General features: G+C 73.6%; 20 protein-coding genes and 1 pseudogene. 15 read left to right on the top strand and 6 right to left on the bottom strand.

From position 1 onward, the window contains the following. The first annotated feature begins 140 nt into the window (after nt 1-140). The 5 genes from AB2U05_RS10495 to AB2U05_RS10475 all read left to right on the top strand — a co-directional run bounded on the left by AB2U05_RS10495 (nt 141) and on the right by AB2U05_RS10475 (nt 5,815). Nucleotides 141-698 (top strand): YraN family protein, encoded by a 558-nt coding sequence (locus AB2U05_RS10495; protein WP_078860462.1) that lies wholly within the window; start codon nt 141-143, stop codon nt 696-698. A 1-nt stretch (nt 699) separates the two neighbouring features. Next, nucleotides 700-2,415, top strand: coding sequence for a YifB family Mg chelatase-like AAA ATPase (locus AB2U05_RS10490; protein ID WP_369183085.1), 1,716 nt, complete (start codon nt 700-702; stop codon nt 2,413-2,415). Beyond that, nucleotides 2,412-3,587, top strand: coding sequence for a DNA-processing protein DprA (gene dprA, locus AB2U05_RS10485; RefSeq protein ID WP_208615527.1), 1,176 nt, complete (start codon nt 2,412-2,414; stop codon nt 3,585-3,587). Before AB2U05_RS10490 ends, dprA begins: the two co-directional genes overlap by 4 nt. Nucleotides 3,588-4,262: 675 nt before the next feature. Beyond that, the gene (whiG, locus tag AB2U05_RS10480; RefSeq protein ID WP_045700234.1) at nt 4,263-5,084 is read left to right on the top strand and encodes an RNA polymerase sigma factor WhiG; all 822 of its coding nucleotides are present in this window, start codon (nt 4,263-4,265) and stop codon (nt 5,082-5,084) included. A gap of 146 nt (nt 5,085-5,230) precedes the next feature. Beyond that, entirely contained in the window at nt 5,231-5,815 is a 585-nt protein-coding gene (locus AB2U05_RS10475; protein ID WP_045710415.1) for a TetR/AcrR family transcriptional regulator, read from the top strand. Nucleotides 5,816-5,923: 108 nt separating this feature from the next. Here the strand turns inward: AB2U05_RS10475 and AB2U05_RS10470 are convergent. Then, nucleotides 5,924-6,397, bottom strand: a pseudogene (locus AB2U05_RS10470) (murein hydrolase activator EnvC); the annotation flags it as partial. Between the two features lie 627 nt (nt 6,398-7,024). Between AB2U05_RS10470 and rpsB the strand changes: the two are divergent. From rpsB to rlmN, 6 genes are all read left to right on the top strand, one after another. Then, nucleotides 7,025-7,867 carry a 30S ribosomal protein S2 gene (rpsB, locus tag AB2U05_RS10465; protein WP_045700214.1) on the top strand — a complete coding sequence of 281 codons (843 nt, stop codon included), beginning with the start codon at nt 7,025-7,027 and terminating at the stop codon, nt 7,865-7,867. Nucleotides 7,868-7,996: 129 nt separating this feature from the next. Continuing rightward, nucleotides 7,997-8,836 carry a translation elongation factor Ts gene (tsf, locus tag AB2U05_RS10460; protein WP_045700213.1) on the top strand — a complete coding sequence of 280 codons (840 nt, stop codon included), beginning with the start codon at nt 7,997-7,999 and terminating at the stop codon, nt 8,834-8,836. Between the two features lie 261 nt (nt 8,837-9,097). Next, the gene (pyrH, locus tag AB2U05_RS10455; protein WP_030056790.1) at nt 9,098-9,862 is read left to right on the top strand and encodes a UMP kinase; all 765 of its coding nucleotides are present in this window, start codon (nt 9,098-9,100) and stop codon (nt 9,860-9,862) included. A gap of 98 nt (nt 9,863-9,960) precedes the next feature. Then, complete coding sequence (gene frr, locus AB2U05_RS10450) at nt 9,961-10,518, top strand: ribosome recycling factor (protein WP_045700212.1); 558 nt, start codon at nt 9,961-9,963, stop codon at nt 10,516-10,518. Beyond that, nucleotides 10,518-11,954 (top strand): phosphatidate cytidylyltransferase, encoded by a 1,437-nt coding sequence (locus AB2U05_RS10445; RefSeq protein ID WP_369183084.1) that lies wholly within the window; start codon nt 10,518-10,520, stop codon nt 11,952-11,954. Before frr ends, AB2U05_RS10445 begins: the two co-directional genes overlap by 1 nt. Nucleotides 11,955-12,026: 72 nt before the next feature. Then, nucleotides 12,027-13,127, top strand: coding sequence for a 23S rRNA (adenine(2503)-C(2))-methyltransferase RlmN (gene rlmN / locus AB2U05_RS10440; protein WP_045700210.1), 1,101 nt, complete (start codon nt 12,027-12,029; stop codon nt 13,125-13,127). Nucleotides 13,128-13,140: 13 nt separating this feature from the next. Here the strand turns inward: rlmN and AB2U05_RS10435 are convergent, their stop codons facing one another. The 4 genes from AB2U05_RS10435 to AB2U05_RS10420 all read right to left on the bottom strand — a co-directional run bounded on the left by AB2U05_RS10435 (nt 13,141) and on the right by AB2U05_RS10420 (nt 17,288). Then, nucleotides 13,141-14,292 carry a hypothetical protein gene (locus AB2U05_RS10435; RefSeq protein WP_052706617.1) on the bottom strand — a complete coding sequence of 384 codons (1,152 nt, stop codon included), beginning with the start codon at nt 14,290-14,292 and terminating at the stop codon, nt 13,141-13,143. Between the two features lie 57 nt (nt 14,293-14,349). Continuing rightward, the gene (locus tag AB2U05_RS10430) at nt 14,350-15,105 is read right to left on the bottom strand and encodes an ABC transporter ATP-binding protein (protein ID WP_045700209.1); all 756 of its coding nucleotides are present in this window, start codon (nt 15,103-15,105) and stop codon (nt 14,350-14,352) included. Nucleotides 15,106-15,423: 318 nt separating this feature from the next. Further along, nucleotides 15,424-16,818, bottom strand: coding sequence for an aspartate aminotransferase family protein (locus tag AB2U05_RS10425; RefSeq protein ID WP_030290419.1), 1,395 nt, complete (start codon nt 16,816-16,818; stop codon nt 15,424-15,426). Further along, nucleotides 16,815-17,288 (bottom strand): Lrp/AsnC family transcriptional regulator, encoded by a 474-nt coding sequence (locus AB2U05_RS10420; RefSeq protein WP_030306695.1) that lies wholly within the window; start codon nt 17,286-17,288, stop codon nt 16,815-16,817. The genes AB2U05_RS10425 and AB2U05_RS10420 overlap by 4 nt, the downstream gene beginning before the upstream one ends. 299 nt (nt 17,289-17,587) lie before the next feature. Here AB2U05_RS10420 and AB2U05_RS10415 point away from each other — a divergent pair, with 299 nt between their 5' ends. Together AB2U05_RS10415 and AB2U05_RS10410 are read left to right on the top strand one after the other, a co-directional pair. Further along, on the top strand, nt 17,588-19,033 hold the full coding sequence (locus AB2U05_RS10415) for a gamma-aminobutyraldehyde dehydrogenase (protein WP_045700207.1): 1,446 nt from the start codon (nt 17,588-17,590) through the stop codon (nt 19,031-19,033). A 143-nt stretch (nt 19,034-19,176) separates the two neighbouring features. Continuing rightward, nucleotides 19,177-20,535: an aspartate aminotransferase family protein gene (locus AB2U05_RS10410; protein WP_045700206.1), complete on the top strand. Its 1,359-nt coding sequence runs from the start codon at nt 19,177-19,179 to the stop codon at nt 20,533-20,535. 60 nt (nt 20,536-20,595) lie between these two features. Here AB2U05_RS10410 and AB2U05_RS10405 read toward each other — a convergent pair whose 3' ends face one another. Then, nucleotides 20,596-22,251: a PucR family transcriptional regulator ligand-binding domain-containing protein gene (locus AB2U05_RS10405; protein ID WP_045700205.1), complete on the bottom strand. Its 1,656-nt coding sequence runs from the start codon at nt 22,249-22,251 to the stop codon at nt 20,596-20,598. Between the two features lie 214 nt (nt 22,252-22,465). Here AB2U05_RS10405 and AB2U05_RS10400 point away from each other — a divergent pair, with 214 nt between their 5' ends. Further along, a complete protein-coding gene (locus AB2U05_RS10400; protein ID WP_045700204.1) occupies nt 22,466-22,897 on the top strand; it encodes a hypothetical protein in 432 nt (143 codons plus the stop codon). 106 nt (nt 22,898-23,003) lie between these two features. Further along, nucleotides 23,004-23,768, top strand: coding sequence for a hypothetical protein (locus AB2U05_RS10395; RefSeq protein WP_369183083.1), 765 nt, complete (start codon nt 23,004-23,006; stop codon nt 23,766-23,768). The last annotated feature ends 16 nt before the right edge of the window (nt 23,769-23,784 follow it).

The raw sequence follows: 23,784 nt of genomic DNA, 5'->3' as shown, positions 1-23,784 counted from the left end.
AGCCGAATTTCGCGTGAACGGGGCTTCTCACTCCTGAGGGTGACAGAGGTTTTCCACAGGCCCGAGTTATCCACAGGGGAGCGAAATTCCCCGGCCTGATCGTGCGCGACGGTGCAGCCTCCTCGGCGGAGGTGGTCACCATGCAGCACACCGTCGTGCAGAACACGCGGAACACCGTCACGCAGGACGTCCGCGAACCGGGCCGGGCCGTACGGGAGCAGGCCGGGCCGGATCGCGCCACGAGCGCCGGGAGCCCCCGAGGGGCCCCGGGCCGCAGCACCAACAACGGGCTCGGCCGCTACGGCGAGCGGGTCGCCGCCCGCCGCCTCACCGAGGCCGGGCTCCGCATCCTGGACCGCAACTGGCGCTGCGCCGAGGGCGAGCTGGACATCGTCGCCCTCGACGGCGACACCGTCGCGGTCTGCGAGGTGAAGACCCGCTCCGAGCGGGGCTTCCAACAGCCCAGCGAGGCCATCGACCGGGCCAAGGCGGCCCGGCTGCGGCGCCTCGCCGAGCGCTGGCTGGCCGAGCGCTGGCCCGACCACTTCGCCCGGCTCGCCGGGCCCGGGTACGAGCCCGGGCCGGCCGATCCGCAGTGGCCGCCCGCACCGCCCGGGGGCGTGCGGATCGACCTGGTGGCGGTCGTCAACCGGGCGCGGGGTGCGGCCCTGGTCGACCACCTGCGGGGGGTGGTCTGAGATGGCCTTCGCCCGCACCTGTTCCGTCGCCCTCGTCGGGGTCGACGGCGTGGTCGTCGAGGTCCAGGCCGATCTGGAGCCCGGGGTGGCCGCGTTCACCCTGGTCGGCCTGCCCGACAAGGCCCTCACCGAGGCCCGCGACCGCGTCCGTGCCGCCGTCTGCAACAGCGGGGAGGCCTGGCCGCAGCGCAAGTTGACGGTCGGGCTGAGCCCCGCCTCGGTGCCCAAGAGCGGCAGCGGCTTCGACCTCGCGGTGGCCTGTGCCGTGCTGGCCGCCGCCGAGCGGCTGGAGCCGGCCTCCATCGCCGACCTGCTGCTCATCGGCGAGCTGGGGCTGGACGGCCGGGTGCGGCCCGTCCGCGGCGTGCTGCCCTCGGTGCTGGCCGCGGCCGACGCCGGGTACGAGCGGGTCGTGGTCGCCGAGCAGACGGCGCCCGAGGCCTCGCTCGTCCCCGGAGTGTCGGTGATCGGCGTCCGGAGCCTGCGCGAACTGGTCGCGATCCTGACCGGGATGCCCGTGCCGGAGGAACCGCCCGATCCGATCAGCGGCCGGCCGGACCCGCTGATGGCCGGGCTGATGCTGCCCAGCGCGAGCGTCCGCGGCCTGCCCGCGGACCGGGCCCACCTCGACATGGCCGACGTGGCCGGCCAGTACGAGGCCCGGCGCGCCCTGGAGATCGCCGCCGCCGGCGGACACCACCTGTACCTGAAGGGCCCGCCCGGCGCGGGCAAGACGATGCTGGCGGAGCGGCTGCCCGCACTGCTCCCGCCGCTGACCCAGAAGGAGGCACTGGAGGTCACCGCCGTGCACTCGGTGGCGGGCCTGCTCCCGGCCGGGCGACCGCTGATCGACACCGCGCCCTACTGCGCCCCGCACCACTCCGCCACGATGCCCGCGATCGTCGGCGGCGGAAGCGGCCTGCCGAGACCGGGTGCGGTCTCGCTGGCCCACCGGGGCGTGCTCTTCCTGGACGAGGCGCCCGAGTTCCCCGTTCGGGTGCTGGACGCGCTGCGCCAGCCGCTGGAGTCGGGCGAGGTGGTGGTCGCCCGCTCGGCCGGATCGCTCCGGCTCCCTGCGCGCTTCCTCCTCTGCCTGGCGGCCAACCCCTGCCCCTGCGGCCGGTACTCGCGGCGGGGCGAGGGCTGCGAGTGCACCCCGGTGATGGTCAGCCGCTACCAAGGGCGGCTCTCCGGGCCGCTGTTGGACCGGGTCGACCTCCAGGTCCAGGTCGCCCCGGTGACCAGGGCCGAACTCATGGAGCGGGACGCCTCGGCGGAGAGCACCGAGACCGTGGCGGCCCGGGTGCTGGCCGCCCGGGAGCGGGCGGCGGACCGGCTGGCCAACACCCCGTGGCGGACCAACGCGGAGGTGCCGGGCCACGAGCTGCGCACCCGGTGGCAGCTCGCGTCGGACGCGCTCAACGACGTCGCCCGCCAGCTGGAGCGGGGGCTGCTCACCGCCCGGGGGCTGGACCGGGTGCTCCGGGTGGCCTGGACGGTCGCCGACCTCGCCGGCCGCGACCGACCGGACCAGCGGGACGTGCGCACCGCCCTGGTCCTGCGCACCGGGGTGGAGCAGGGCGCCCTCCCGCTGACCGAGCGGGTCTTCGGCCAGCTCGGCGGCATCCCCGGCCAGCGCGGCGGCCCGAACGACGGCCGGGCCGGTGCCCGCGACCGCCGACGAACGATCGACGACAACGGAAGCGGTGAGACGTGAACCAGTCGCTGAGGAACCCCCGACCGCCCGGCACGGACCGGACGGCGGTCGAACCCGAGCCGGAGCGCCTGGCCCGGGCCCTGCTCAACCGGGTCAGCGAGCCGGGGGACGCGGTGGTCGGCCGCTGGCTCGGCCGGCTCCCCGCGACCGAGGTCGTGCGGGCGATCCGGGACGGCACCGTCCCCGCACACCCTGGCCTGGACCCCGCCCGGCTCGCCGGTTACCAGGCACGGCTCCCCGGGCCGGACCCGGCCGACGACCTGAAACGGGTACAGGACGCGGGTGGGCGCTTCATCATTCCGGGGGACACGGAGTGGCCCAGTCAACTGGACGACCTGGGCGACGGACGCCCGATCGGGCTGTGGACGACCGGCACCGGCTCGCTGCGGCTGCTGGCGCTCCGCTCGGTGGCGGTGGTCGGCTCCCGGGCCTGCACCGCGTACGGCGCCCACGTCGCGGGCGAACTGTCGGCCGAACTGGCCGAGCGCGGTTGGGTGGTGGTCTCCGGCGCCGCCTACGGGATCGACGCGGCCGCGCACCGCGGGGCGCTCGCGGTGGGCGGGACGACCGTCGCCGTGCTGGCCTGCGGGGTCGACGTGGCCTACCCCAAGGGGAACGCCGAACTGATCCGGCGGATCGGCGTCCAGGGCCTGCTGGTCAGCGAGCTCCCGCCCGGCGAACACCCCAACCGGTTCCGCTTCGTCCTGCGCAACCGGGTCATCGCGGCGCTCACCCGGGGCACCGTGGTGGTGGAGGCGGCGATGCGCAGCGGCGCCCTGAGCACGGCGAGACGGGCACGCGACCTCAACCGCCACACCATGGGCGTGGCCGGCCCGGTGACCTCGGAGCTCTCGTCCGGGGTGCACGCCCTGATCCGCAGCGGGGCCACCCTGGTCACCGACGCGGCCGAGGTCACCGAGCTGATCGGGGCGATCGGGGACGACCTGGCGCCGCAGCAGGCCGGCCCGGTGCTGCCCCGGGACCTGCTGGAGCCGGGGGTGGCCCGGGTCCTGGAGGCCGTCCCGGCGACGGCCGAGGGCGCGCCGATCGAGCGGCTGGCCCGGCAGTCCGGCCTGCCGCCGGACGAAGTGCTGCAGAAGCTCTACGAGTTGGGCTCGCTCGGCTTCGTGGAGCGGCACGGCGCGCACTGGCGCGTGGTGCGGAGGAGGTGATCGCGGGAGCGGAGGACGGACCAGAACGGAGGGCGGCTCAGGACGGCGGACCGCCACGGGGTGTCCGAGCGATATCGCGCGGCTGACCTGCTGATCCGGTTCTTCCGATCGGGTGCCCGGTTCCGGCGGGCGAACGCCACCGGATCGGGGGACGACCGAGTGGCGGTAGCGCTTTGCATCGAGTCGGTCACGCTACGCTCCACCTGCCTTCCCTATCAGCACATGACCCGGCAGAACGGCGCAGACCTACGCATGCCCACACACATTCCCGGCCACAGAGTGACCGGTGGCGCCCGGTCCTCGGGAGGGCCGAGGACCGATCGGCGCCCCGTGACCGAGTTCCCGTCGAAGCAGACGGGGACGATGGGAGGCCTGTCGCGCCAGGGCGGCCGGCCGGCGGCGGTGCCAGGCCAGCCTGCGGACGCGGACGGCGCGGCCGGTGAGGGTGCCGCCGCCGGCCACGCGGCCGTGGAGGGCGCGGCCGCCGCGGGCGCGCCCCACCCGACCGGCGACGCGCCGGCGCCCGACGCGGCCCCTCCGCCGGTCTCCCCGCCCCGGCGGGAACGGGCGCCGCGGGTACCGGGGGCGCCGGGGGCGCAGCGGACCGGTGCCCGCACGCCCACCGGGCGCGAGCCGGGTGGGCGTGCGCCGGGCGGGGCCGGACCCGAGGCGGCGGTGCCCCGGACCGCTGCGCCCGAGGCGGCCGCGCCCGAGGCGGTCGAGCCCGCGGCCCAGGGCCGCAGCGCGCTCGAAGAACTCTGGCGCGCCTACAAGGCGACCGGCGACCCGCGCCTGCGCGAACAGCTGATCCTGCACTACTCACCACTCGTCAAGTACGTGGCGGGCCGGGTCGGGGTCGGCCTGCCGGCCAACGTCGAGCAGGCCGACTTCGTCTCCTCCGGCGTCTTCGGACTCATCGACGCGATCGAGAAGTTCGACGTCGACCGGGCCATCAAGTTCGAGACCTACGCGATCAGCCGGATCCGCGGCGCGATCATCGACGAGCTGCGGGCGCTGGACTGGATCCCGCGCTCCGTCCGGCAGAAGGCCAAGGCCGTCGAGCGGACGTACGCCACCCTGGAGGCCCGGCTGCGCCGAACGCCGCACGATCCCGAGGTCGCGGCCGAGATGGGCATCGCGATCGAGGACCTGCACGCCATCTTCAGCCAGCTGTCGCTGGCCAACGTGGTGGCCCTGGACGAGCTGCTGCATCCGGTGGGGGAGGGCGGCGACCGGCTCAGCCTGATGGACACCCTGGAGGACCACGGTGCCGACAACCCGGTCGAGGTGGCGGAGGACCGCGAGCTGCGCCGGCTGCTGGCCCAGGCGGTGAACACCCTCCCCGAACGGGAGAAGACGGTGGTGACGCTCTACTACTACGAGGGCCTCACCCTCGCCGAGATCGGCCAGGTGCTCGGCGTGACGGAGAGCCGGGTGAGCCAGATCCACACCAAGTCCGTGCTGCAGCTGCGGGCCAAGCTGTCGGACGTCCGGTAGCGCCCGGTTCCGGCGGCGCCCGGCCCCTCGCCCGGTACGCCGGGGTGGCCCGCCGGGGCCCCTCCGTCCTTCGATTGCGCGGCACCGTACCGGCCGGAGGTAGGGCTCCGTACAGTGGGTGCGTGCCCAAGATCCGAGCGGCCACGGTGGCCGAGCATCGCCAGCTGCAGCGGGCAGCCCTCCTCGACGCCGCCCGCACCCTGCTCACCGAGGGCGGCATGGAGGCCCTGACCTTCCCGGCCCTCGCGGCGCGGACCGGGCTGGCGCGTTCCTCGGTCTACGAGTACTTCCGTTCCCGCGCCGCCGTGGTCGAGGCGCTGTGCGAGGTGGACTTCCCGCTCTGGGCGGCCGAGATCGAGGCCGGCATGGGCAGTTGTGACACCGCGGCCGAGCGGATCGAGGCGTACGTCCGGGGCCAGTTGGCGCTGGCCGCCGACCCGCGGCACCGGGCGGTCGTGGCGATCTCGGCGCTGGAACTCGACGAGGCGGCGCGCGAGCGGATCCGCGCGGCGCACGGGAAGCTGGTCGGGCTGGTCGTCCAGGCGCTGGAGGACCTGGGCCACGAGCGGCCCCGGCTGGCCGCGGCGCTGCTGCAGGGGATCGTGGAGGCGGCCGTCCGTCAGGTCGAGCAGACGGCCGGCGGGAGCCGGCCGGGATGCCTGGTCGAGCGCCCCGAGGCGATCGCCGATGCCGCTGTCGCCCTGGCTCTGCACGGCCTCGACCGGCCCTGAGCCGCCCACCCCGCTCACTCCGCCCACCCCGCTGTCCGCCCCACCCGCGCCGCCCAGCGGCAGCAGCCGTGCCGCGCCCGTCCCGAACAGGGCCAGCGGGTCGAGGTAGCGGCCCCCGCGCAGCAGCCCCCAGTGCAGGCAGTCCCGTCCGGCGCAGTGCCGGCCGTCCGGGGCGAGGAGCCCGATCGGCTGCCCGGCGGCCACGGTCGTGCCGACCGGTACGGCGCCCAGCACGGGCAGGTAGGTGGTCCGGAGCGGGGGACTGCCGGAGCCCGGGTGGGTGACGGTCACCACCGGGCGCCCCGCCACCAGCCCCGAGAACGCGACGACCCCGCCCGCGGCCGCGCGGACCGGCGCGCCCGGCGCGGCGGCCAGGTCCACCCCGCGGTGGCCGGCGGACCAGGGCTTCGGCGGCGGTTCGAAGCGCCCCAGCACGCTGCCGGGCCCGCCCACCGGCCAGGCCCGCCCGCCCCCGCCGCCCGCCGTGCCCGCGACACGGCCCCCCGCGACCACACGGCCCCCCGCGGCAGAACCCTTTGCGGCGGAACCCCCTGCGACAGAACCCCTGGCGGCAGAGCCCATCGGGGAGACCCCCGGCACCCCGGCCGACCCGGACGGCGCGAGCAGCAGCAGGACCACCAGCACCATCCCTGCACGAACAGTCATGCGCCCAGGCTCACCGCGCTCCCGCCCCCCGCTCCACCCACTTCCGGATTCCTGTGGACAAACCGCCTCCCCGCCCCGCGCCCGTCCCCCCAACGGGTGTACGGACGCCGCCATCCGGTGTAGAAACGGCATACGCGGGGAGTCCCGGCGGCATACCGCCGGGAGACGCCGGGCCCGATCGAGGCCCCTTCCGCCCCCGCGAGCGCGCCCGCCCCGGGCCCTCCGCCGCTCGCGGAGTCGCCCGCCCCTCGGCGCTTCCCGTACACTTCACACGCGACCCGGTCCGCCGGGTCGACTTCGCACGCCCCGCCACCGGTGGACGGACACGGTTCGACCGCAGCCCCCGCCAGGTGCGAGTGCCGCTCGGTCCGCCCGAGCCCGAACGGTCCCAGGACCGGGAGGGTGGTAGCGGCTCGGCACGTTCGGGGCGTCAGGCGTGGCTGTCACCTGGCTGCCACGGACAAACCGAGACTGACCCGGCCGAGGGCGGCCACCCCACGAGGGAACGCCACAGCCGGGCCGTAACACCTGAGGAGCACGGCCATGGCCGTCGTCACGATGCGGGAGCTGCTGGAGAGCGGCGTCCACTTCGGTCACCAGACCCGCCGCTGGAACCCGAAGATGAAGCGCTTCATCATCACGGAGCGCAACGGCATCTACATCATCGACCTCCTGCAGTCGCTGAACTACATCGACCGCGCCTTCGAGTTCATCAAGGAGACCGTTGCCCACGGCGGCAGCGTCCTCTTCGTCGGCACGAAGAAGCAGGCCCAGGAGGCCATCGCCGAGCAGGCCACCCGCGTGGGCATGCCCTACGTGAACCAGCGCTGGCTCGGCGGCATGCTGACCAACTTCTCGACCGTCTACAAGCGTCTGCAGCGCCTCAAGGAGCTCGGCGAGCTGGACTTCTCGGACGTGGCCGGCTCCGGCCTCACCAAGAAGGAGCTCCTGGTCCTCCAGCGCGAGCACGACAAGCTGGAGAAGACCCTCGGCGGTATCCGCGACATGCAGCGCGTTCCCAGCGCCGTGTGGATCGTGGACACCAAGAAGGAGCACATCGCGGTCGGCGAGGCCCGGAAGCTCAACATCCCGGTCGTCGCCATCCTCGACACCAACTGCGACCCCGACGAGGTCGACTACAAGATCCCGGGCAACGACGACGCGATCCGCTCCGTCACCCTGCTGACCCGCGTGATCGCCGACGCCGTGGCCGAGGGCCTGAAGGCCCGCGCCGGTGTCGCCAAGGGCGACGCCAAGGCCGAGCCGGGCGCCGACCAGCCGCTGGCCGACTGGGAGAAGGACCTCATCGAGGGCGAGAAGAAGGCCGAGGAGGCCCCCGCCGCCGCCGAGGCCCCGGCCGCCGAGGCTCCGGCCGAGCAGGCCTGACGTACCAAGGGTGAGGGGCACCGGCCGGTACGAAGCCGGCGGGTGCCCCTCTCTCCCGCGCCGGGACCGAACCAACGGTCCCGGCGCATCCCCACGCAGACACGCGAGACGCGAGAAGAGATTCACACCATGGCGAACTTCACCGCCGCGGACGTCAAGAAGCTCCGTGAGCTCACCGGCGCCGGCATGATGGACTGCAAGAAGGCCCTGGACGAGGCCGAGGGCAACGTCGAGAAGGCCGTCGAGCTCCTGCGCATCAAGGGCCAGAAGGGCGTTGCCAAGCGCGAGGGCCGTGACGCCTCCAACGGCGCCGTCGCCGCGCTGATCGCCGAGGACAAGAAGTCCGGCGTCCTGGTCGAGCTGAACTGCGAGACCGACTTCGTCGCCAAGGGTGACAACTTCGTCGAGGTCGCCGACGCGATCGCCGCCCACGTCGCCAAGACGGCCCCGGCCGACCTGGACGCCGCCCTGGCTTCCGAGATCGAGGCCGGCAAGACCGTCCAGCAGTTCGTGGACGAGGCCAACGCGACCCTGGGCGAGAAGATCGTCTTCCGTCGCTTCGCCCAGTTCGGTGGCGAGGGCTTCGTCGCGGTCTACCTCCACAAGACCAGCCCCGACCTGCCGCCGGCCGTCGGCGTCCTGGTCGAGCTGGACAAGGAGAACGCCGAGGTCGCCAAGGACGTCGCGCAGCACATCGCCGCCTTCGCGCCGAAGTACCTGTCCCGCGAGGAGATCCCGGCCGAGGCCATCGAGAACGAGCGCCGCGTCGCCGAGGCCACCGCTCGCGAGGAGGGCAAGCCCGAGGCCGCCCTGCCGAAGATCGTCGAGGGTCGCGTCACCGGCTTCGTCAAGGAGAACTCCGTCCTGGAGCAGGCCTTCGCGAAGGACAACAAGAAGACCGTCGCCAAGGTCCTCGAGGAGGCCGGCGTCTCCCTCAAGCGCTTCGCCCGCTTCCGCGTCGGCGCCTGAGCCACGTTCCCCCTGGTCCCCGGCCCCTCTAGGCTGGGAACCGCCCCCGCCCGCTGACCGGGGCGGGAGGAACGCCGAACGGGCTCACCCAGCGCCAACCGTCAACGGGCGGCCCGCGTCGGCACCATGAACGACGAGGAGGCCATTGCCGTGCAGGACACCGAACCGGTTCCCGCGGCAGTGGCCTCCTCGCGTGTACGCGCAGACCGGGGCCCCGCACGCCCGGGCCTGTGAGCCAGCAGGTGCAAAAAGGAGAAGTCCATGCAGGAGACGCAGGAGACCGCGCAGGACCCCAAGGCCGGTTCGCGCCGCCGGGTGCTGCTGAAGCTGTCCGGTGAGGCCTTCGCCGGTGGTGGCGGGCTCGGCGTCGACCCGGACGTCGTGCACGCGATCGCCCGTGAGATCGCCACCGTCGTCCGCGCCGGTACCGAGGTCGCGGTGGTCATCGGCGGCGGGAACTTCTTCCGGGGCGCCGAGCTGCAGGTCCGCGGCATGGACCGGGCCCGCTCCGACTACATGGGCATGCTCGGCACCGTCATGAACTGCCTCGCGCTGCAGGACTTCCTGGTCAAGGAGGGCATCGAGACCCGGGTCCAGACCGCCATCACGATGGGCCAGGTCGCCGAGCCGTACCTGCCGCTGCGAGCCGTCCGGCACCTGGAGAAGGGCCGTGTGGTGATCTTCGGCGCCGGTATGGGCATGCCGTACTTCTCCACCGACACGACCGCCGTCCAGCGCGCCCTGGAGATCCACGCGGACGTCCTGCTGATGGGCAAGAACGGCGTGGACGGCGTCTACGACTCCGACCCCCGGACCAACCCGGACGCGGTCAAGTTCGACGCCCTGGAGTACTCCGAGGTCATCGCGCGCGACCTCAAGGTCGCCGACCTCACCGCGATCACGCTGTGCAAGGACAACAACCTCCCGATGCTGGTCTTCGAACTGCTGGCGGAGGGCAATATCGCGCGCGCGGTGAAGAGTGAGAAGATCGGCACACTCATCAGCCAGGATTCCGTCCGGGCCTGAGCAGCAATCAGCCGCACCGGACGGCGCCGACGCCGTGACCGGCCTCGACGCCGGGACCGGTCGGGACCACAGCAGATGAACCGGACAGGGAGACCACAGTGATCGAAGAGACCCTCCTCGAGGCCGAGGAGAAGATGGAGAAGGCCGTCGTCGTCGCCAAGGACGACCTCGCGGCCATCCGCACCGGCCGTGCGCACCCGGCGATGTTCGCCAAGATCGTCGCCGAGTACTACGGCGCCATCACGCCGATCAACCAGCTGGCCTCGTTCTCGGTGCCGGAGCCGCGGATGGCGGTCGTCTCGCCGTTCGACAAGACCGCGCTGAAGGCCATCGAGCAGGCGATCCGCGACTCCGACCTGGGCGTCAACCCGTCCAACGACGGCTCGATCATCCGGGTGGTGCTGCCCGAGCTGACCGAGGAGCGCCGCCGCGAGTTCATCAAGATCGCGCGGACCAAGGGCGAGGACGCCAAGGTCTCGATCCGTTCGGTGCGTCGCAAGGCCAAGGACGCCATCGACAAGCTGGTGAAGGACGGCGAGGTCGGCGAGGACGACGGCCGCCGCGCCGAGAAGGAGCTCGACGACACCACGGCCAAGTACGTGGCCATGGTCGACGAGCTGCTGAAGCACAAGGAAGCCGAGCTGCTCGAGGTCTGATGAACGACGCCCCTGACGCCCCTGGCTACTGGGGCCCGTCCGACCAGCAGTTCCAGCCCTACCGACCGGCGCCGCAGCCGCAGGCACCCCGTACCCCGGCCCACCCGGCGCCGGGGTACGGCGAGTACCCGGCTCCCGCGCCGGCCCCGGGCCACCCCGGTGCCCCGGTCCACCCGGGCGCGCCGGGCGGCGGCGGCATCCGTTCGGATCACCCGCAGCAGCCTCCGGTGTACTGGGGCGGCGACGCGGAGGAGACTCAGGTCATGCCTCCCGTACCGGCCGACCCCGGCCCGTTCCCCGGCGCGCCCGACCCCGGCCCGCAGGCCGCTGACGGCTCCGGTCCGGCCCGGGAGGCCGGTCGGCTGAGCGGTCCGCTGTTCCGGGACGAGCCGTCCGGTCCGGACGCCCCCGGCGGGTCGGAGACCGTCGTGCTGCGCGCGATAACCGGCGACGCCACCCCCGCCCCCGGCCACGGCACCCCGCCGCACCCGGGGGCTCCGGTGCATCCCGCGCCGCCGCCGAGCCACCCGGCGGCCGGGCAGCCCGCCTTCGCGCCGTCGTCCCACCCAGGGCAGGAGACACCCGTGGCCGCCCAGCCCGCCCCGCAACCGGAGCCGCGCAAGCAGCGCGGCGGCCGCAACCTCCAGGCCGCCATAGGCGTGGGGGTCGGCCTCGGCGCGGTGATCGTCGCCTCGCTGTTCGTGGTGAAGGCGCTGTTCCTGGTCGTCGTGATGGCCGCCGTGGCGGTCGGCGTCTGGGAGCTGACCAGCCGGCTCTCCGAGCGCAAGCAGATCAAGGCGCCGCTGGTGCCGCTGGTGGTGGGCGGCGTCGCTATGGTCGCCACCGGCTACTGGGCCGGCGTCCAGTGGGCGGCGGCCTCGCTCGCGCTGACCGGGCTGGCGGTGATGGTCTGGCGGATGGCCGCGCCGCCGGAGAACTACCTGCGCGACATAACGGCAGGCGTGTTCACCGCCTTCTACGTGCCGTTCCTGGCGACCTTCGTGGCGATGATGCTGGCGGCCGACGACGGCCCCCAGCGGATCGTGCTGTTCCTGATCGTCACGATCTGCAGCGACACCGGCGCCTACGCGGTGGGCTACAAGTTCGGGAAGAACAAGCTGGCCCCGACGATCAGCCCGGGCAAGACCCGGGAGGGCCTGGCCGGCGGCATCGCGCTGTCGATGCTGGCGGGCGCCCTGCTGATGCAGCTGATCATCGACGACGGCAGCTGGTGGCAGGGCCTGATCCTGGGCGGCTGCGCGGCCGTCACCGCGACCCTGGGCGACCTGGGCGAGTCGATGATCAAGCGCGACCTCGGGATCAAGGACATGGGCACGCTGCTGCCCGGCCACGGCGGGATCATGGACCGGCTGGACTCGCTCCTGCCGACCGCCCCGGTGGTCTGGCTGCTGCTGGCGGCCTTCGTCGGCAGCTGAGGCACCGATCACGGCGGGGCCCCGGACGCACGGCGTCCGGGGCCCTCGCGCGTCTGCGACACTGGAACAACCATGCCTAAGCCCGGAGAACTCACCTTTGTCGCGCCGCGCGGCGCCAAGCCCCCGCGACACCTCGCCGACCTGAGCCCCGCCGAGCGCAAGGAGGCCGTCGCCGAGCTGGGCGAGCAGCCGTTCCGCGCCAAGCAGCTCTCCAACCACTACTTCGGCCGGATGTCGAACGACCCGGCGAGCTGGACGGACATCCCCGCGGCGAGCCGGGAGAAGCTCACCGAGAGCCTGCTGCCCGAGCTGATGAAGGTCGTCCGGCACGTCTCCTGCGACGACGACGCGACCCGCAAGACGCTGTGGCGGCTGTTCGACGGGACGCTGGTCGAGTCCGTGCTGATGCGCTACCCGGACCGGGTCACCATGTGCATCAGCTCGCAGGCCGGCTGCGGCATGAACTGCCCGTTCTGCGCGACCGGCCAGGCGGGGCTGACCCGCAACCTGTCCACCGCGGAGATCGTCGAGCAGATCGCCGCCGGGATGCGCGACCTGAAGACCGGGGAGGTCCCCGGCGGGGAGGCGCGGCTGTCGAACGTGGTCTTCATGGGCATGGGCGAGCCGCTGGCCAACTACAACCGGGTGCTGGCCTCGATCCGCCGGCTGACCGACCCGGCGCCGGACGGCTTCGGCCTGTCCCAGCGCGGCATCACCGTCTCCACGGTCGGCCTCGTGCCGGCGATGCACCGCTTCGCCGACGAGGGCCTGAGCTGCCGCCTGGCGCTCTCGCTGCACGCCCCGGACGACGAGCTGCGCGACGAGCTGGTGCCGGTGAACACCCGGTGGAAGGTCGCCGAGGTGCTGGACGCCGCGTGGAACTACGCGGAGAAGTCCGGCCGCCGGATCTCCATCGAGTACGCGCTGATCAAGGACATCAACGACCAGGCGTGGCGCGCGGACCTGCTCGGCCGGCTGATCAAGGGCAAGCGGGTGCACGTGAACCTGATCCCGCTGAACCCGACGCCCGGCTCCAAGTGGACGGCCTCGCGGCCCGAGGACGAGCGCGAGTTCGTCCGCCGGCTGCAGGCGCACGGCGTGCCGACCACCGTCCGCGACACCCGCGGCCAGGAGATCGACGGCGCCTGCGGTCAGCTCGCCGCGGCCGGCTGAGCGGAGCCGGGCCCTACCGCAGCCCGGCGGCCGCCAGTGCGGCGGTCGCCCCGCCGGTGAGCAGCAGGGTGGTGCCGACCGCCAGGGTGCGCAGCGCGACCGCGCCGACCAGCAGCCGGGGCGAGGTGCCCAGGCGCAGCAGCGCGCCGGTGACGGCCCGGCGGTCGGTGCGGACCTCGGCGAGGCGCGCGACCACCGCGGCGGCCGCGCAGCCGAGCACCAGGCAGGCCTCGACGGCGGGCAGCGCGTCGGCGCTGTCCGGGGTGCCGATCCAGTAGCGGATGGTGGTGAGCACCACCGCGAGGACGAGGGTGAGGACGGCCAGCGGCGGGCCGAGCCGGCGGGCCTGGGCGGTGAGCCCGCGGCCGGCCAGCAGGCGCAGCGGGGTGGGCCGGCCGAGCGCGAGCAGCCGGCCGGTCCAGCCGAGCAGCGGGCCGGTGAGCAGGGCGAGGCCGAGGGCGCTGGCGGCCCAGCCGCCGAGGGCGGCGGTGCTGGTGGAGCCGAGCCCGGCGGGCAGGTGGATGGGGCGGCCGTCCTCGGCGGCGCCGGGCCGCAGGGCGATGAGTTCGAGGGCGGCGCCGATCACGACGAGTCCGACCGGCAGCGCGATCCGCCAGGCGGCGAAGCCGGTGCGGTCGTGGACGCGGGCGCCGGGCATGGCCGCGGGGTGCGGCACCGCGCAGGCGGCGGCGATCCCCGAGGTGAGCGGCACCAGGGCGAGCAGGGTGACGGGCGCGGCGGCCGGCAGCGGGACGCCCATGCCGAGGTCGGGGGCGAGCGAGGGCCCGGCGATGTCGTTGCGCAGGACCAGGAAGAGCAGCAGGGTGAGCACGCTGCCGAGGGTGCAGGCGAGGGCGACCTCGCCGGCGATCAGCGCCCGGATACGGCCGGAGCCGGCGCCGGCGGCGGTGAGTCCGGCGATCCGGGCGGGCCGCCGGGCGGGTACCGAGCGGGCGGCGACGGCGGCGAACCAGGCGACGGCGACGAGCGGCGGCAGGCACCAGAGCAGCCGGACCAGCGGGTCGGCGCCGCCGTGCGGGTCGCTCATGGCCCGGCCGAGGGAGCGCAGCAGGAAGGCGGCGACCAGGCCGGCGGCCAGCGTGGTGAGCAGCCAGCGGCCGAGGTCGGACACCCGGTAGCCCCGGGCCAGGCGGAGGTAGAACACGGCGACTCTTTCAGCGGCTCGGCGCCGGCGGCTCGTCGGCTCGGCGGTTCGGTGCGGTCAGCGGCGGGTGGCCGTGACGGCGGACGCCCCGGCCGTGCCCGGGGCGGCGGCGCCGCGCGGGACGGGGGCGGCGGGCGCGGTGAGCCGTCCGTCGACGAGGGCGACGGCGCGGTCCGCGAACCGGACGAGCTCGGGGTCGTGGGTGGCCAGGACGAGGGTGAGCTGGTGCGAGCGGGCCGCGCTGGTCAGTATCCGCAGGACCTGGTCGGCGGCCTCGCGGTGCAGCGGGGCGGTGGGGTCGTCGGCGAAGACGACGGGCGGCAGCGGGGCCAGCGCGCGGGCGACGGCGATCCGCTGGCGCTGGCTCTGGACCAGCCGGTCGGGGCGGTGCCGGGCGGCGTCGCCGACGTCGAGGCGCTCCAGCCATTCGCCGGCGGCGGTGTAGGCGGCCTTGTGACCGGCGCCGGCGAGCAGCAGCGGCAGGGCGACGTTCTCCCGGGCGGTCAGTTCGGGCACCAGGTGCGGCTCGGAGCCGACGAAGCCGAAGCGGTCGCGGCGGAGCCGTTCGCGGCCGGTCCGGCCGAGGGTGTGCACGGGGGCGCTGTTGAACCAGACCTCGCCCTCGTCGACCGGGAGCTGGGCGGAGAGGCAGCCGAGCAGGGTGCTCTTGCCGGAGCCGCGCGGGCCGGTGACGGCGAGCACCTCGCCCTCGCGGACGCCGATCGAGATGCCGCGCAGGGCGGGGGTGCCGTCGTGGGACTTGACGATCCCTCGGGCCCACAGCACGTCGTTGTCGGGCGGTGCCGCTGGCATGGGGTTCCATCCTGGGTGGCCGCAGGGATATGACAGTCGTCAGATTAGAACGACCGGGGACGGGCGCGGTTGCGGCGCTCTGGTCCATCACGGGCAAATCACCCGCATTCAGGCATGTTTGGTCGTACGACTGTGATCAGACGGTGATCCCGGGTGATCCCGGGGTGCTGCCGTCCGGGGCCGTCCGGGGCCGTCCGGCGTCCGGGGCCGTGCCGCCGGGCGGCGGGGTCCGCCGCGAACGCCGAAGGGCGGCCCCGCGGGAAGCGGGACCGCCCTTCGGCGGAGGGTGGGGAAGAGGGCTCGGGGATCCTCAGGGGATCAGAGCTTCGCCCACGCGTCGGTGAGGCTGGTCCGCAGGATCTGCTCGATCTCGTCGAAGGTCGACTGGTCGGAGATCAGCGGCGGGGCCAGCTGGACGACCGGGTCGCCACGGTCGTCGGCGCGGCAGTACAGGCCGTTGTCGAAGAGGGCCTTCGAGAGGAAGCCGTAGAGCACGCGCTCGGTCTCCTCGTCGTTGAAGGTCTCCTTGGTGACCTTGTCCTTGACGAGCTCGATGCCGTAGAAGTACCCGTTGCCGCGGACGTCGCCGACGATCGGCAGGTCGCGCAGCTTGCTGAGGGTGCCCAGGAAGGCGGACTCGTTGTCGAGCACGTGCTGGTTGAGGCCCTCGCGCTCGAAGATGTCGAGGTTGGCGAGCGCCACGGCCGAGGAGACCGGGTGGCCGGCGAAGGTGTAGCCGTGCAGGAAGGTGTTGTCGCCCTTGTAGAACGGCTCGGCGATGCGGTCCGAGATGATCGTGGCGCCGATCGGGGAGTAGCCCGAGGTCATGCCCTTGGCGCAGGTGATCATGTCCGGGACGTAGCCGAACTTGTCGGCGCCGAACATGGTGCCGAGGCGGCCGAAGGCGCAGATGACCTCGTCCGAGACCAGCAGCACGTCGTGGCGGTCGCAGATCTCGCGCAGGCGCTGGAAGTAGCCGGGCGGCGGCGGGAAGCAGCCGCCGGCGTTCTGCACCGGCTCGACGAAGACGGCGGCGACGGTCTCGGGGCCCTCGAAGAGGATGGCCTCCTCGACCTGGTCGGCGCACCAGCGGCCGTAGGCCTCGGGGTCGACGGTGCCGTCCGGGCCCTCCAGGTAGTGCGGGGCGCGGTAGATGTTGGTGTTCGGGGCCTTGTGGGTGCCCGGCACCAGCGGCTCGAACGGGGCCTTCAGGCCCGGCAGGCCGGTGATGGACAGCGCGCCCTGCGGGGTGCCGTGGTAGGCGATCGCGCGGGAGATCACCTTGTACTTGGTCGGCTTGCCGATCAGCTTGAAGTACTGCTTGGCCAGCTTCCAGGCGGTCTCGACGGCCTCGCCGCCGCCGGTGGAGAAGAAGACCTTGTTCAGGTCGCCCGGGGCGTAGTTGGCCAGGCGCTCGGCCAGCTCGACGGCCTTGGGGTGCGCGTAGCTCCAGATCGGGAAGAACGCGAGTTCCTTGGCCTGCTTGGCGGCGACCTCGGCGAGCTCGGTGCGGCCGTGACCGGCCTGCACGACGAACAGGCCGGCGAGGCCGTCGATGTACTTCCGGCCCTTGTCGTCCCAGATGTAGGTGCCCTCGCCCTTGACGATGGTCGGCACGGGGGAGTTCTCGTACGACGACATGCGGGTGAAGTGCATCCACAGGTGGTCGTAGGCGGTCTTGGAAAGGTCCTTCTGCGCCGGGTCGGCTGTCATCGGGTGCCCCAGGTGTAGGTCTGTTTCCGGAGCTTCAGGTAAACGAAGCTCTCGGTGCTCCGCACGCCGGGAAGCGCGCGGATGCGCTTGTTGATCATTTCGAGCAGGTGCTCGTCGTCCTCGCAGACCAGTTCGGCCAGGAGGTCGAACGAGCCTGCGGTGCAGACGACGTAGTCGACCTCGTCGAGGGCGGCCAGCGCGTCGGCGACGGGCTCGATGTCACCCTCGACCCGGATCCCGACCATCGCCTGGCGGGTGAAGCCGACGGTGAGCGGGTCCGTGACGGCGACGATCTGCATCACGCCCTGGTCGAGCAGCTTCTGGACGCGCTGACGCACGGCAGCCTCGGACAGGCCGACGGCCTTGCCGATGGCGGCGTACGGGCGGCGCCCGTCCTCCTGGAGCTGCTCGATGATCGCCTTGGAGGCGGCGTCGAGGGGAACACTCGCGTTCCGGTCGCGGTTGGCCACGCGGCCACTGTGCCCGATCGTTCCCTCGTTCGCAAGCGCGGAAACTGCTGATTTCGTCGAGATCTCGGAAAACCCGTACGGATTTCATCGCCATCCCGGACTCGGCCTGTCGATCACGGCAGTCGTGCGGTTACTCTGGCACGGTACGCGCGCCGCCCCGCGGCATCGCGCGCGTACCGCCACCAGTGGACCGCGACGCCCCAGGCCCGGCCACTCGGCCCCCTTCGTACGGCGGACCCGCCGACGTACCATGGCGCCGGAATCTGCAATGCCGCAGGCCCAGACCGAGGAGAAGATCCGTGAGCGACCTTCGCACGCTGCGCAACTACATCAACGGTGAGTTCGTCGACGCGGCCGACGGCCGCACGCTCGACATCGTCGACCCGACCACCGGCGAGGTGTACGCGACCTCGCCGCTGTCCGGCGCCGCTGACGTGGACGCCGCCATGGCCTCGGCCGCCGCCGCGTTCCCGATCTGGCGCGACGCCACCCCGAGCACCCGCCAGAAGCTGCTGCTCAAGATCGCCGACGCCGTCGAGGCCCGGGCCGACGAGATCGTCGACGCCGAGGTGCGCAACACCGGCAAGCCGCGCGGGCTGACCCTCTCCGAGGAGATCGGCCCGATGGTGGACCAGATCCGCTTCTTCGCCGGCGCCGCCCGCCTGCTCGAGGGCAAGGCCGCCGGTGAGTACATGGACGGGATGACCTCGATCATCCGCCGCGAGCCGGTCGGCGTCTGCGCCCAGGTCGCGCCGTGGAACTACCCGATGATGATGGCGGTCTGGAAGTTCGCCCCGGCCATCGCCGCGGGCAACACCGTGGTGCTGAAGCCCTCGGACACCACCCCGGCCTCCACCGTGCTGCTGGCCGAGATCATCGGCGGCGTGCTCAAGGAGCTCGACCTGCCGGCCGGCGTCTTCAACGTCATCTGCGGCGACCGCGAGAGCGGCAAGCTGATGGTCGAGCACCGGACCCCGGCGATGGCCTCCATCACCGGCTCCGTCCGGGCCGGCATCCAGGTCGCCGAGTCGGCCTCCAAGGACGTCAAGCGCGTCCACCTGGAGCTCGGCGGCAAGGCCCCGGTCGTGGTCTTCGAGGACGCCGACATCGCCGAGGCCGTCGAGGGCATCTCGGTCGCGGGCTTCTTCAACGCCGGCCAGGACTGCACCGCCGCCACTCGCGTGCTGGTGCACGAGTCGATCCACGACGCCTTCGTCGAGGCGCTGGCCAAGGCCGCGGCCGAGACCAAGACCGGCGGCGTCGACGACGAGGACGTGCTGTACGGCCCGCTGAACAACGCCAACCAGCTGAAGCAGGTCGCCGGCTTCATCGAGCGCCTCCCCGCCCACGCCAAGGTCGAGACCGGTGGCCACCGGGTCGGCGACAAGGGCTACTTCTACGCCCCGACCGTCGTCTCCGGCCTGAACCAGGACGACGAGATCATCCAGCAGGAGGTCTTCGGCCCGGTCATCACCGTGCAGAAGTTCACCGACGAGGACCAGGCCGTCGAGTACGCCAACGGCGTCGAGTACGCGCTGGCCTCCTCGGTGTGGACCAAGGACCACGCCCGGGCCATGCGGATGTCGCGCCGCCTGGACTTCGGCTGCGTCTGGATCAACACCCACATCCCGCTGGTCGCCGAGATGCCGCACGGCGGCTTCAAGAAGTCGGGCTACGGCAAGGACCTGTCCTCGTACGGCTTCGAGGACTACACCCGGGTCAAGCACGTCATGACCGCGATCTGACGATCTGATGATCTTGTGAGTAGGCAGCGGGCCCGGGTCGACACGACCCGGGCCCGCCGCCTTTGCACCCTGTCGGCCCGGCGCGCGAGCGGCTGACAGCATGGACCTGCCCGCGGCGGCCGGAACTCCCTAGCCTTACCGCCATGAGCATCCCCACCGCTGACCCAGCCGCCGGCCGGGCGGTCAAGGCCGCCGACCGCGCGCACGTCTTCCACTCGTGGTCCGCCCAGGCGCTGATCGACCCCCTCGCGGTGGCCGGCGCCGAGGGTTCGTACTTCTGGGACTACGACGGCAACCGCTACCTCGACTTCTCCTCGCAGCTGGTCAACACCAACATCGGCCACCAGCACCCGAAGGTGGTCGCCGCGATCCAGGAGCAGGCGGCGAAGCTCTGCACCCTCGCGCCCGGCTTCGCGGTCGAGTCGCGCAGCGAGGCCGCCCGGCTGATCGCCGAGCGCACCCCCGGTGACCTGGACAAGATCTTCTTCACCAACGGCGGCGCCGAGGCCAACGAGAACGCCGTCCGACTGGCCCGGCTGCACACCGGCCGGCAGAAGGTGCTCGCCACCTACCGCTCGTACCACGGCGCCACCGCCAACGCGATCGCCCTCACCGGCGACCCGCGGCGCTGGCCCAACGAGACCGGCGTCTCCGGCGTGGTGCACTTCTGGGGGCCGTACCCCTACCGCTCCAACTTCCATGCGGAGAACGAGGCGCAGGAGTGCGAGCGCGCGCTGGCGCACCTGGAGCAGGTGATCGCCTTCGAGGGCGCCGGCACCGTCGCGGCGATCATCCTGGAGACGGTGGTCGGCACCGCGGGCGTCCTCGTCCCGCCGCCGGGCTACCTGGCCGGGGTGCGGGAGATCTGCGACCGGTACGGCATCGTGTTCATCCTCGACGAGGTGATGGCCGGCTTCGGGCGCACCGGCGCGTGGTTCGCCGCCGACCACTGGGGGGTCACCCCGGACCTGCTGACCTTCGCCAAGGGCGTCAACTCCGGCTACGTGCCGCTGGGTGGCGTCGCGATCAGCGCCGAGATCGCGGCCGACTTCGCCGAGCGGCCGTTCCCCGGCGGGCTCACCTACTCCGGGCACCCGCTCGCCTGCGCCTCGGCCGTCGCCACCATCAACGCGATGGCGGAGGAGGGCATCGTCGAGAACGCCGCGCACATCGGCGAGACCGTGCTCGGCCCCGGACTGCGCGAACTGGCCGAACGGCACCCCTCGATCGGCGAGGTGCGCGGGCTCGGCGTGTTCTGGGCGCTCGACCTGGTGAAGGACCGGGCGACCCGCGAACCGCTCGTCCCGTACAACGCCGCCGGCGCCGACAACGCGCCGATGGCCGAGCTGGCCGCCGCCTGCAAGCGGCGCGGGCTGTGGCCGTTCGTCAACATGAACCGCTTCCACGTCGTCCCGCCGTGCACCGTCACCGAGGAGGAGGCGAAGGCGGGCCTCGCGGTGCTCGACGAGGTGCTCTCGCTCACCGACGCGCACACGGTCTGACGATTCGTCACCTCCGGCCCCGGGCGCGCTCGTTCGCCCGGGGCCCGGGCGCTCTCCGCGCTACCGGCGGACGGCGTCCAGGGCCAGCAGCGCGACGTGCAGGGACAGGCAGGACTCCACCTGGTCGAGGTCCACGCCGAGGATGCGCTCCACCTTGTGTAGCCGGTCGTAGAAGGACGGGCGGGACAGGTGCGCGGCGTCGGCCGCCGCCGACTTGTTCCGGCCCTGCTCCAGGTAGATCCGCAGCATCTGCACCAACTGCCCGTTGTGCTCGGCGTCGTGGGCCAGCAGGGGCCCCAACTCCCGCTCCACGTACGTCTGCAGGCGGGCGTCGTCGCGCAGCAGGTGCAGCAGGCCGCGCAGCCGGACGTCCGGCAGCCGGTAGTAGGAGGCGGCCCGGGCGCCGCCGGGGGCGTCGTGCAGCGCGGCGTCGGCGACCTGGGTGGCCTCCAGCAGGGTGCGCCGGGCGTCCCGGACCGCGCCGACCGAGGAGCCGACCGCGACCACCGGGCCCGCGGCCCCGCCCTCCGCCCACCCGGCCTCGGCCGACATCCGCCGCAGCGCGGCCGAGAAGGAGTCCAGCGCCGCGTGCTCGTCCTGCTGCGCGCCGAGCGCGATCAGCAGGCCGACGCCCTCGTCGTCCAGCGAACCGACCAGGGCGGACAGCCCGCAGGCCCGGACGGCGCCGGCCGCGAGCTCGGTGAAGTCGCGCAACCGGGCCTGCGCCTCCAGCGCGGCGGGGATCGGCCCGTGCCGCCGGCGCAGCACCACCCCGACCAGCCGGCGGCCCTCCAGCGGCACGCCGAGCGCCTGGGCGCGCAGCGCCACCTCGGAGACGGTCAGCGCGTGGGTGAGGATGCCGGAGAGCAGGGTGCGGTGGGTCTGCCGCTCCAGGCTCTCCCGGTCGCGCACCACCAGCCGGTTGAGCGCCAGCGCGGACGCGCCGCGCTCCAGCAGCATGGCGTGCGGGTGCGGCTCGCCCCCGGGCAGCGGGCCGGGCTCCTGGACGAGGACCAGCCGCCCCCAGTCCTGGCCGCGGGCGCCGACCGCGGTCACCAGCCAACCGCTGCGCGGGTCGTGACCGGTGCGGCCGGACGGGCGGACCCCGCGCGAGCGGCGCTCCCAGTCCTCCAGCACCTCCGCCTCCGGGCGCCCGGCGGTGTCGTGGGCGAGCACCTGGTGCGCCAGGTTCTCCAGCACGACCGGCGCACCCGCCATCCGGGCCACCTGGCGGATCACCTCGGGGGGCTCGGCGCCCTCCACCACCAGCTCGTTGAACACCTGGTGGACGGACTCGGAGATCCGCAGCTGCTCCAGCTGGGCGTTCACCACCAGGGCGTGCACGGCCTCGGTGACGGCGACGAACCGCACCTCGCGGCGGAGGGCGACCAGCGGCAGCCCGCGCTGCTCGGCGGCGTGCACCAGCGCGCGGGGGAGCGCGTCGAGGTAGCGCCGGCCGTACTCGACCACCAGCCCGGCCACGCCGAGCTCGTCCAGGTCCCGGACGTACCGGGACAGCCCGTCGCGGTCCTCCGGCAGCGCGATGCCCGTGGTCAGCACCAGTTCGCCGCCCCGCAGCATGCCGGCGACGTCGGGCAGCTCGATGACGTGGACCCAGCGGACCGGCCGCTCCAGGTGGTCGCCGCCGGCCACGACCAGGGGCAGGCCGCGCCGCATCACCTCCAGGTCGAGCACGCGGGCGACGGTGGGGAGCATCGCGGGCCTCCAGGCGGGGGCGGGGGAGGTGAACAGGGTGTCAGGTGAATCATCCCTCCCGGCGACGACCTGTCGTCCGACCGCCGTCCCGGGGGGACCGCCCTCCCGGACCTGTGTAAGAGACACCGGCCGCCCGCCTCTCCCTGGTGCGGCGGGTCGCGAACGCCCCGCCGCACCCGATCGGTACGAGTGGCGAGAAGCGGGGAGAAACGACATGGCGAACACCGGACTGCACTGGCTCACCCAGGTGATGCCGGACCCGGCGGCCTTCCGGGCGCACTGGCAGCGCAGCGGACTGGGACTGATGCCGATGCCGGCCGGCCGGTGCTGGGACGTCCTCTCCGTCCCCGGGCAGCTCGGGCACCCGACCGTGGACATCATGGACGCCGGCCCGTGCGGCCCGGTCCTCGCCGACTTCGACGAGGACCTGGTCAGCTTCCTGGTGCCGGTCGGCACCGCCGCCCGCTGGGTCGGCACCGGCGTGCGCGGCTCCGGGGAGGGCACCTGGATCGTCGTCCCGCACCCCGGGCGGGTCAGGCGCCGGGTGCGGTGGCTGGTGCCGCCGGACGGGTCCGGCCGGCTCACCGACCCGGCGCTGCTGGAGCTCGCGCTGCACGAGGCGGCGGCCGGTCTCTGCGGCCGCTGAGTCCGGCCGGGTCGCCCGCCGCCGCGCGCCCGATCGCCGCGCGCCCGACCGGCGGCGGCGATCGTCCGGCGGCGCGCGGAGCGGGCGGTCGCGTCAGACTGGAGGCGTGACCACCGTCCCGCACGCCGTCGACCCGTCCCTGCGCCCGGGCCCGGCCCAGCTGCGCCTCGCCGCCCTCGCCGCGCCCGTCTGCGAGCGGTACGGGCTCGCGCTGGCCGGTGGGCACGCGCTGCGCGCCCACGGCGTGACGGCGTGCGCGCAGGACGGACTGACCCTGGCCACTGGCGGGGCCGACCTGCCGGAGGTGGCCGCCGCGCTGGCCGAGGCCTACCGGGCGGCCGGCGGCGGCGTCGCCGAGCGCCCCGGCACGCCCCGGCTGGAACAGCTCACCGTGCGGCTGGCGCTCGGCGCGCGCACGCACTCGGTCGAGCTGCGGAAGGAGCCGCTCGGCCACCAGCCCGTCCGGCTCGACCTCGGCGCCCCCGGGCCGGACGACGACGCGGTGACGCTGCCGGTCGTCGCCCTGGAGGACGCGGCGGCGCTCACCACCACGCTGCTCGTCGACCGGGGCATGCCGCGCGACCTGGTCGACGTCCGGGCCCTCACCGCCTGTTACCGGGAGGGCGAACTTCTCGCGATGGCACGGGAGTTGGACCCGGATTTCCAGCCCGCCGCGCTCGCCGACCGGCTGGAGACGCTGGCCGAGGCGGCGGACGGCCGGTTCCGTGCCCGAGGTGTTCCGGCCGGGCAGGTGGACGGGTTGAAGCGGTGGGCGCTGGAGTGGGCGCAGGACCTGCGGCTGGACCTGCTGGAGACCCAGGAGGCGGCGGACGGGTTGCACGACCCGTACCTGGAGGACGAGGAGTCCTGAGCCGACCGGACGACCT

The sequence above is a fragment of the Streptomyces sp. Y1 genome, assembly GCF_041053115.1.
GTDB classification, from domain to species: Bacteria; Actinomycetota; Actinomycetes; order Streptomycetales; family Streptomycetaceae; genus Kitasatospora; species Kitasatospora rubellomurina.
The sequence above is the reverse complement of the archived record's forward strand: the minus strand, read 5'-3'. Positions and strand labels throughout refer to the sequence as shown.

Excerpts from the sequence above, each read along its gene's own strand:
- rlmN (WP_045700210.1), top strand. The coding sequence starts at position 12,027 with ATGCCTAAGCCCGGAGAACTCACCTTTGTCGCGCCGCGCGGCGCCAAG.
- AB2U05_RS10430 (WP_045700209.1), bottom strand. The coding sequence starts at position 15,105 with ATGCCAGCGGCACCGCCCGACAACGACGTGCTGTGGGCCCGAGGGATC.
- AB2U05_RS10490 (WP_369183085.1), top strand. The coding sequence starts at position 700 with ATGGCCTTCGCCCGCACCTGTTCCGTCGCCCTCGTCGGGGTCGACGGC.
- AB2U05_RS10400 (WP_045700204.1), top strand. The coding sequence starts at position 22,466 with ATGGCGAACACCGGACTGCACTGGCTCACCCAGGTGATGCCGGACCCG.
- AB2U05_RS10425 (WP_030290419.1), bottom strand. The coding sequence starts at position 16,818 with ATGACAGCCGACCCGGCGCAGAAGGACCTTTCCAAGACCGCCTACGAC.
- pyrH (WP_030056790.1), top strand. The coding sequence starts at position 9,098 with ATGCAGGAGACGCAGGAGACCGCGCAGGACCCCAAGGCCGGTTCGCGC.
- AB2U05_RS10445 (WP_369183084.1), top strand. The coding sequence starts at position 10,518 with ATGAACGACGCCCCTGACGCCCCTGGCTACTGGGGCCCGTCCGACCAG.
- AB2U05_RS10410 (WP_045700206.1), top strand. The coding sequence starts at position 19,177 with ATGAGCATCCCCACCGCTGACCCAGCCGCCGGCCGGGCGGTCAAGGCC.
- tsf (WP_045700213.1), top strand. The coding sequence starts at position 7,997 with ATGGCGAACTTCACCGCCGCGGACGTCAAGAAGCTCCGTGAGCTCACC.
- AB2U05_RS10495 (WP_078860462.1), top strand. The coding sequence starts at position 141 with ATGCAGCACACCGTCGTGCAGAACACGCGGAACACCGTCACGCAGGAC.
- rpsB (WP_045700214.1), top strand. The coding sequence starts at position 7,025 with ATGGCCGTCGTCACGATGCGGGAGCTGCTGGAGAGCGGCGTCCACTTC.
- AB2U05_RS10405 (WP_045700205.1), bottom strand. The coding sequence starts at position 22,251 with ATGCTCCCCACCGTCGCCCGCGTGCTCGACCTGGAGGTGATGCGGCGC.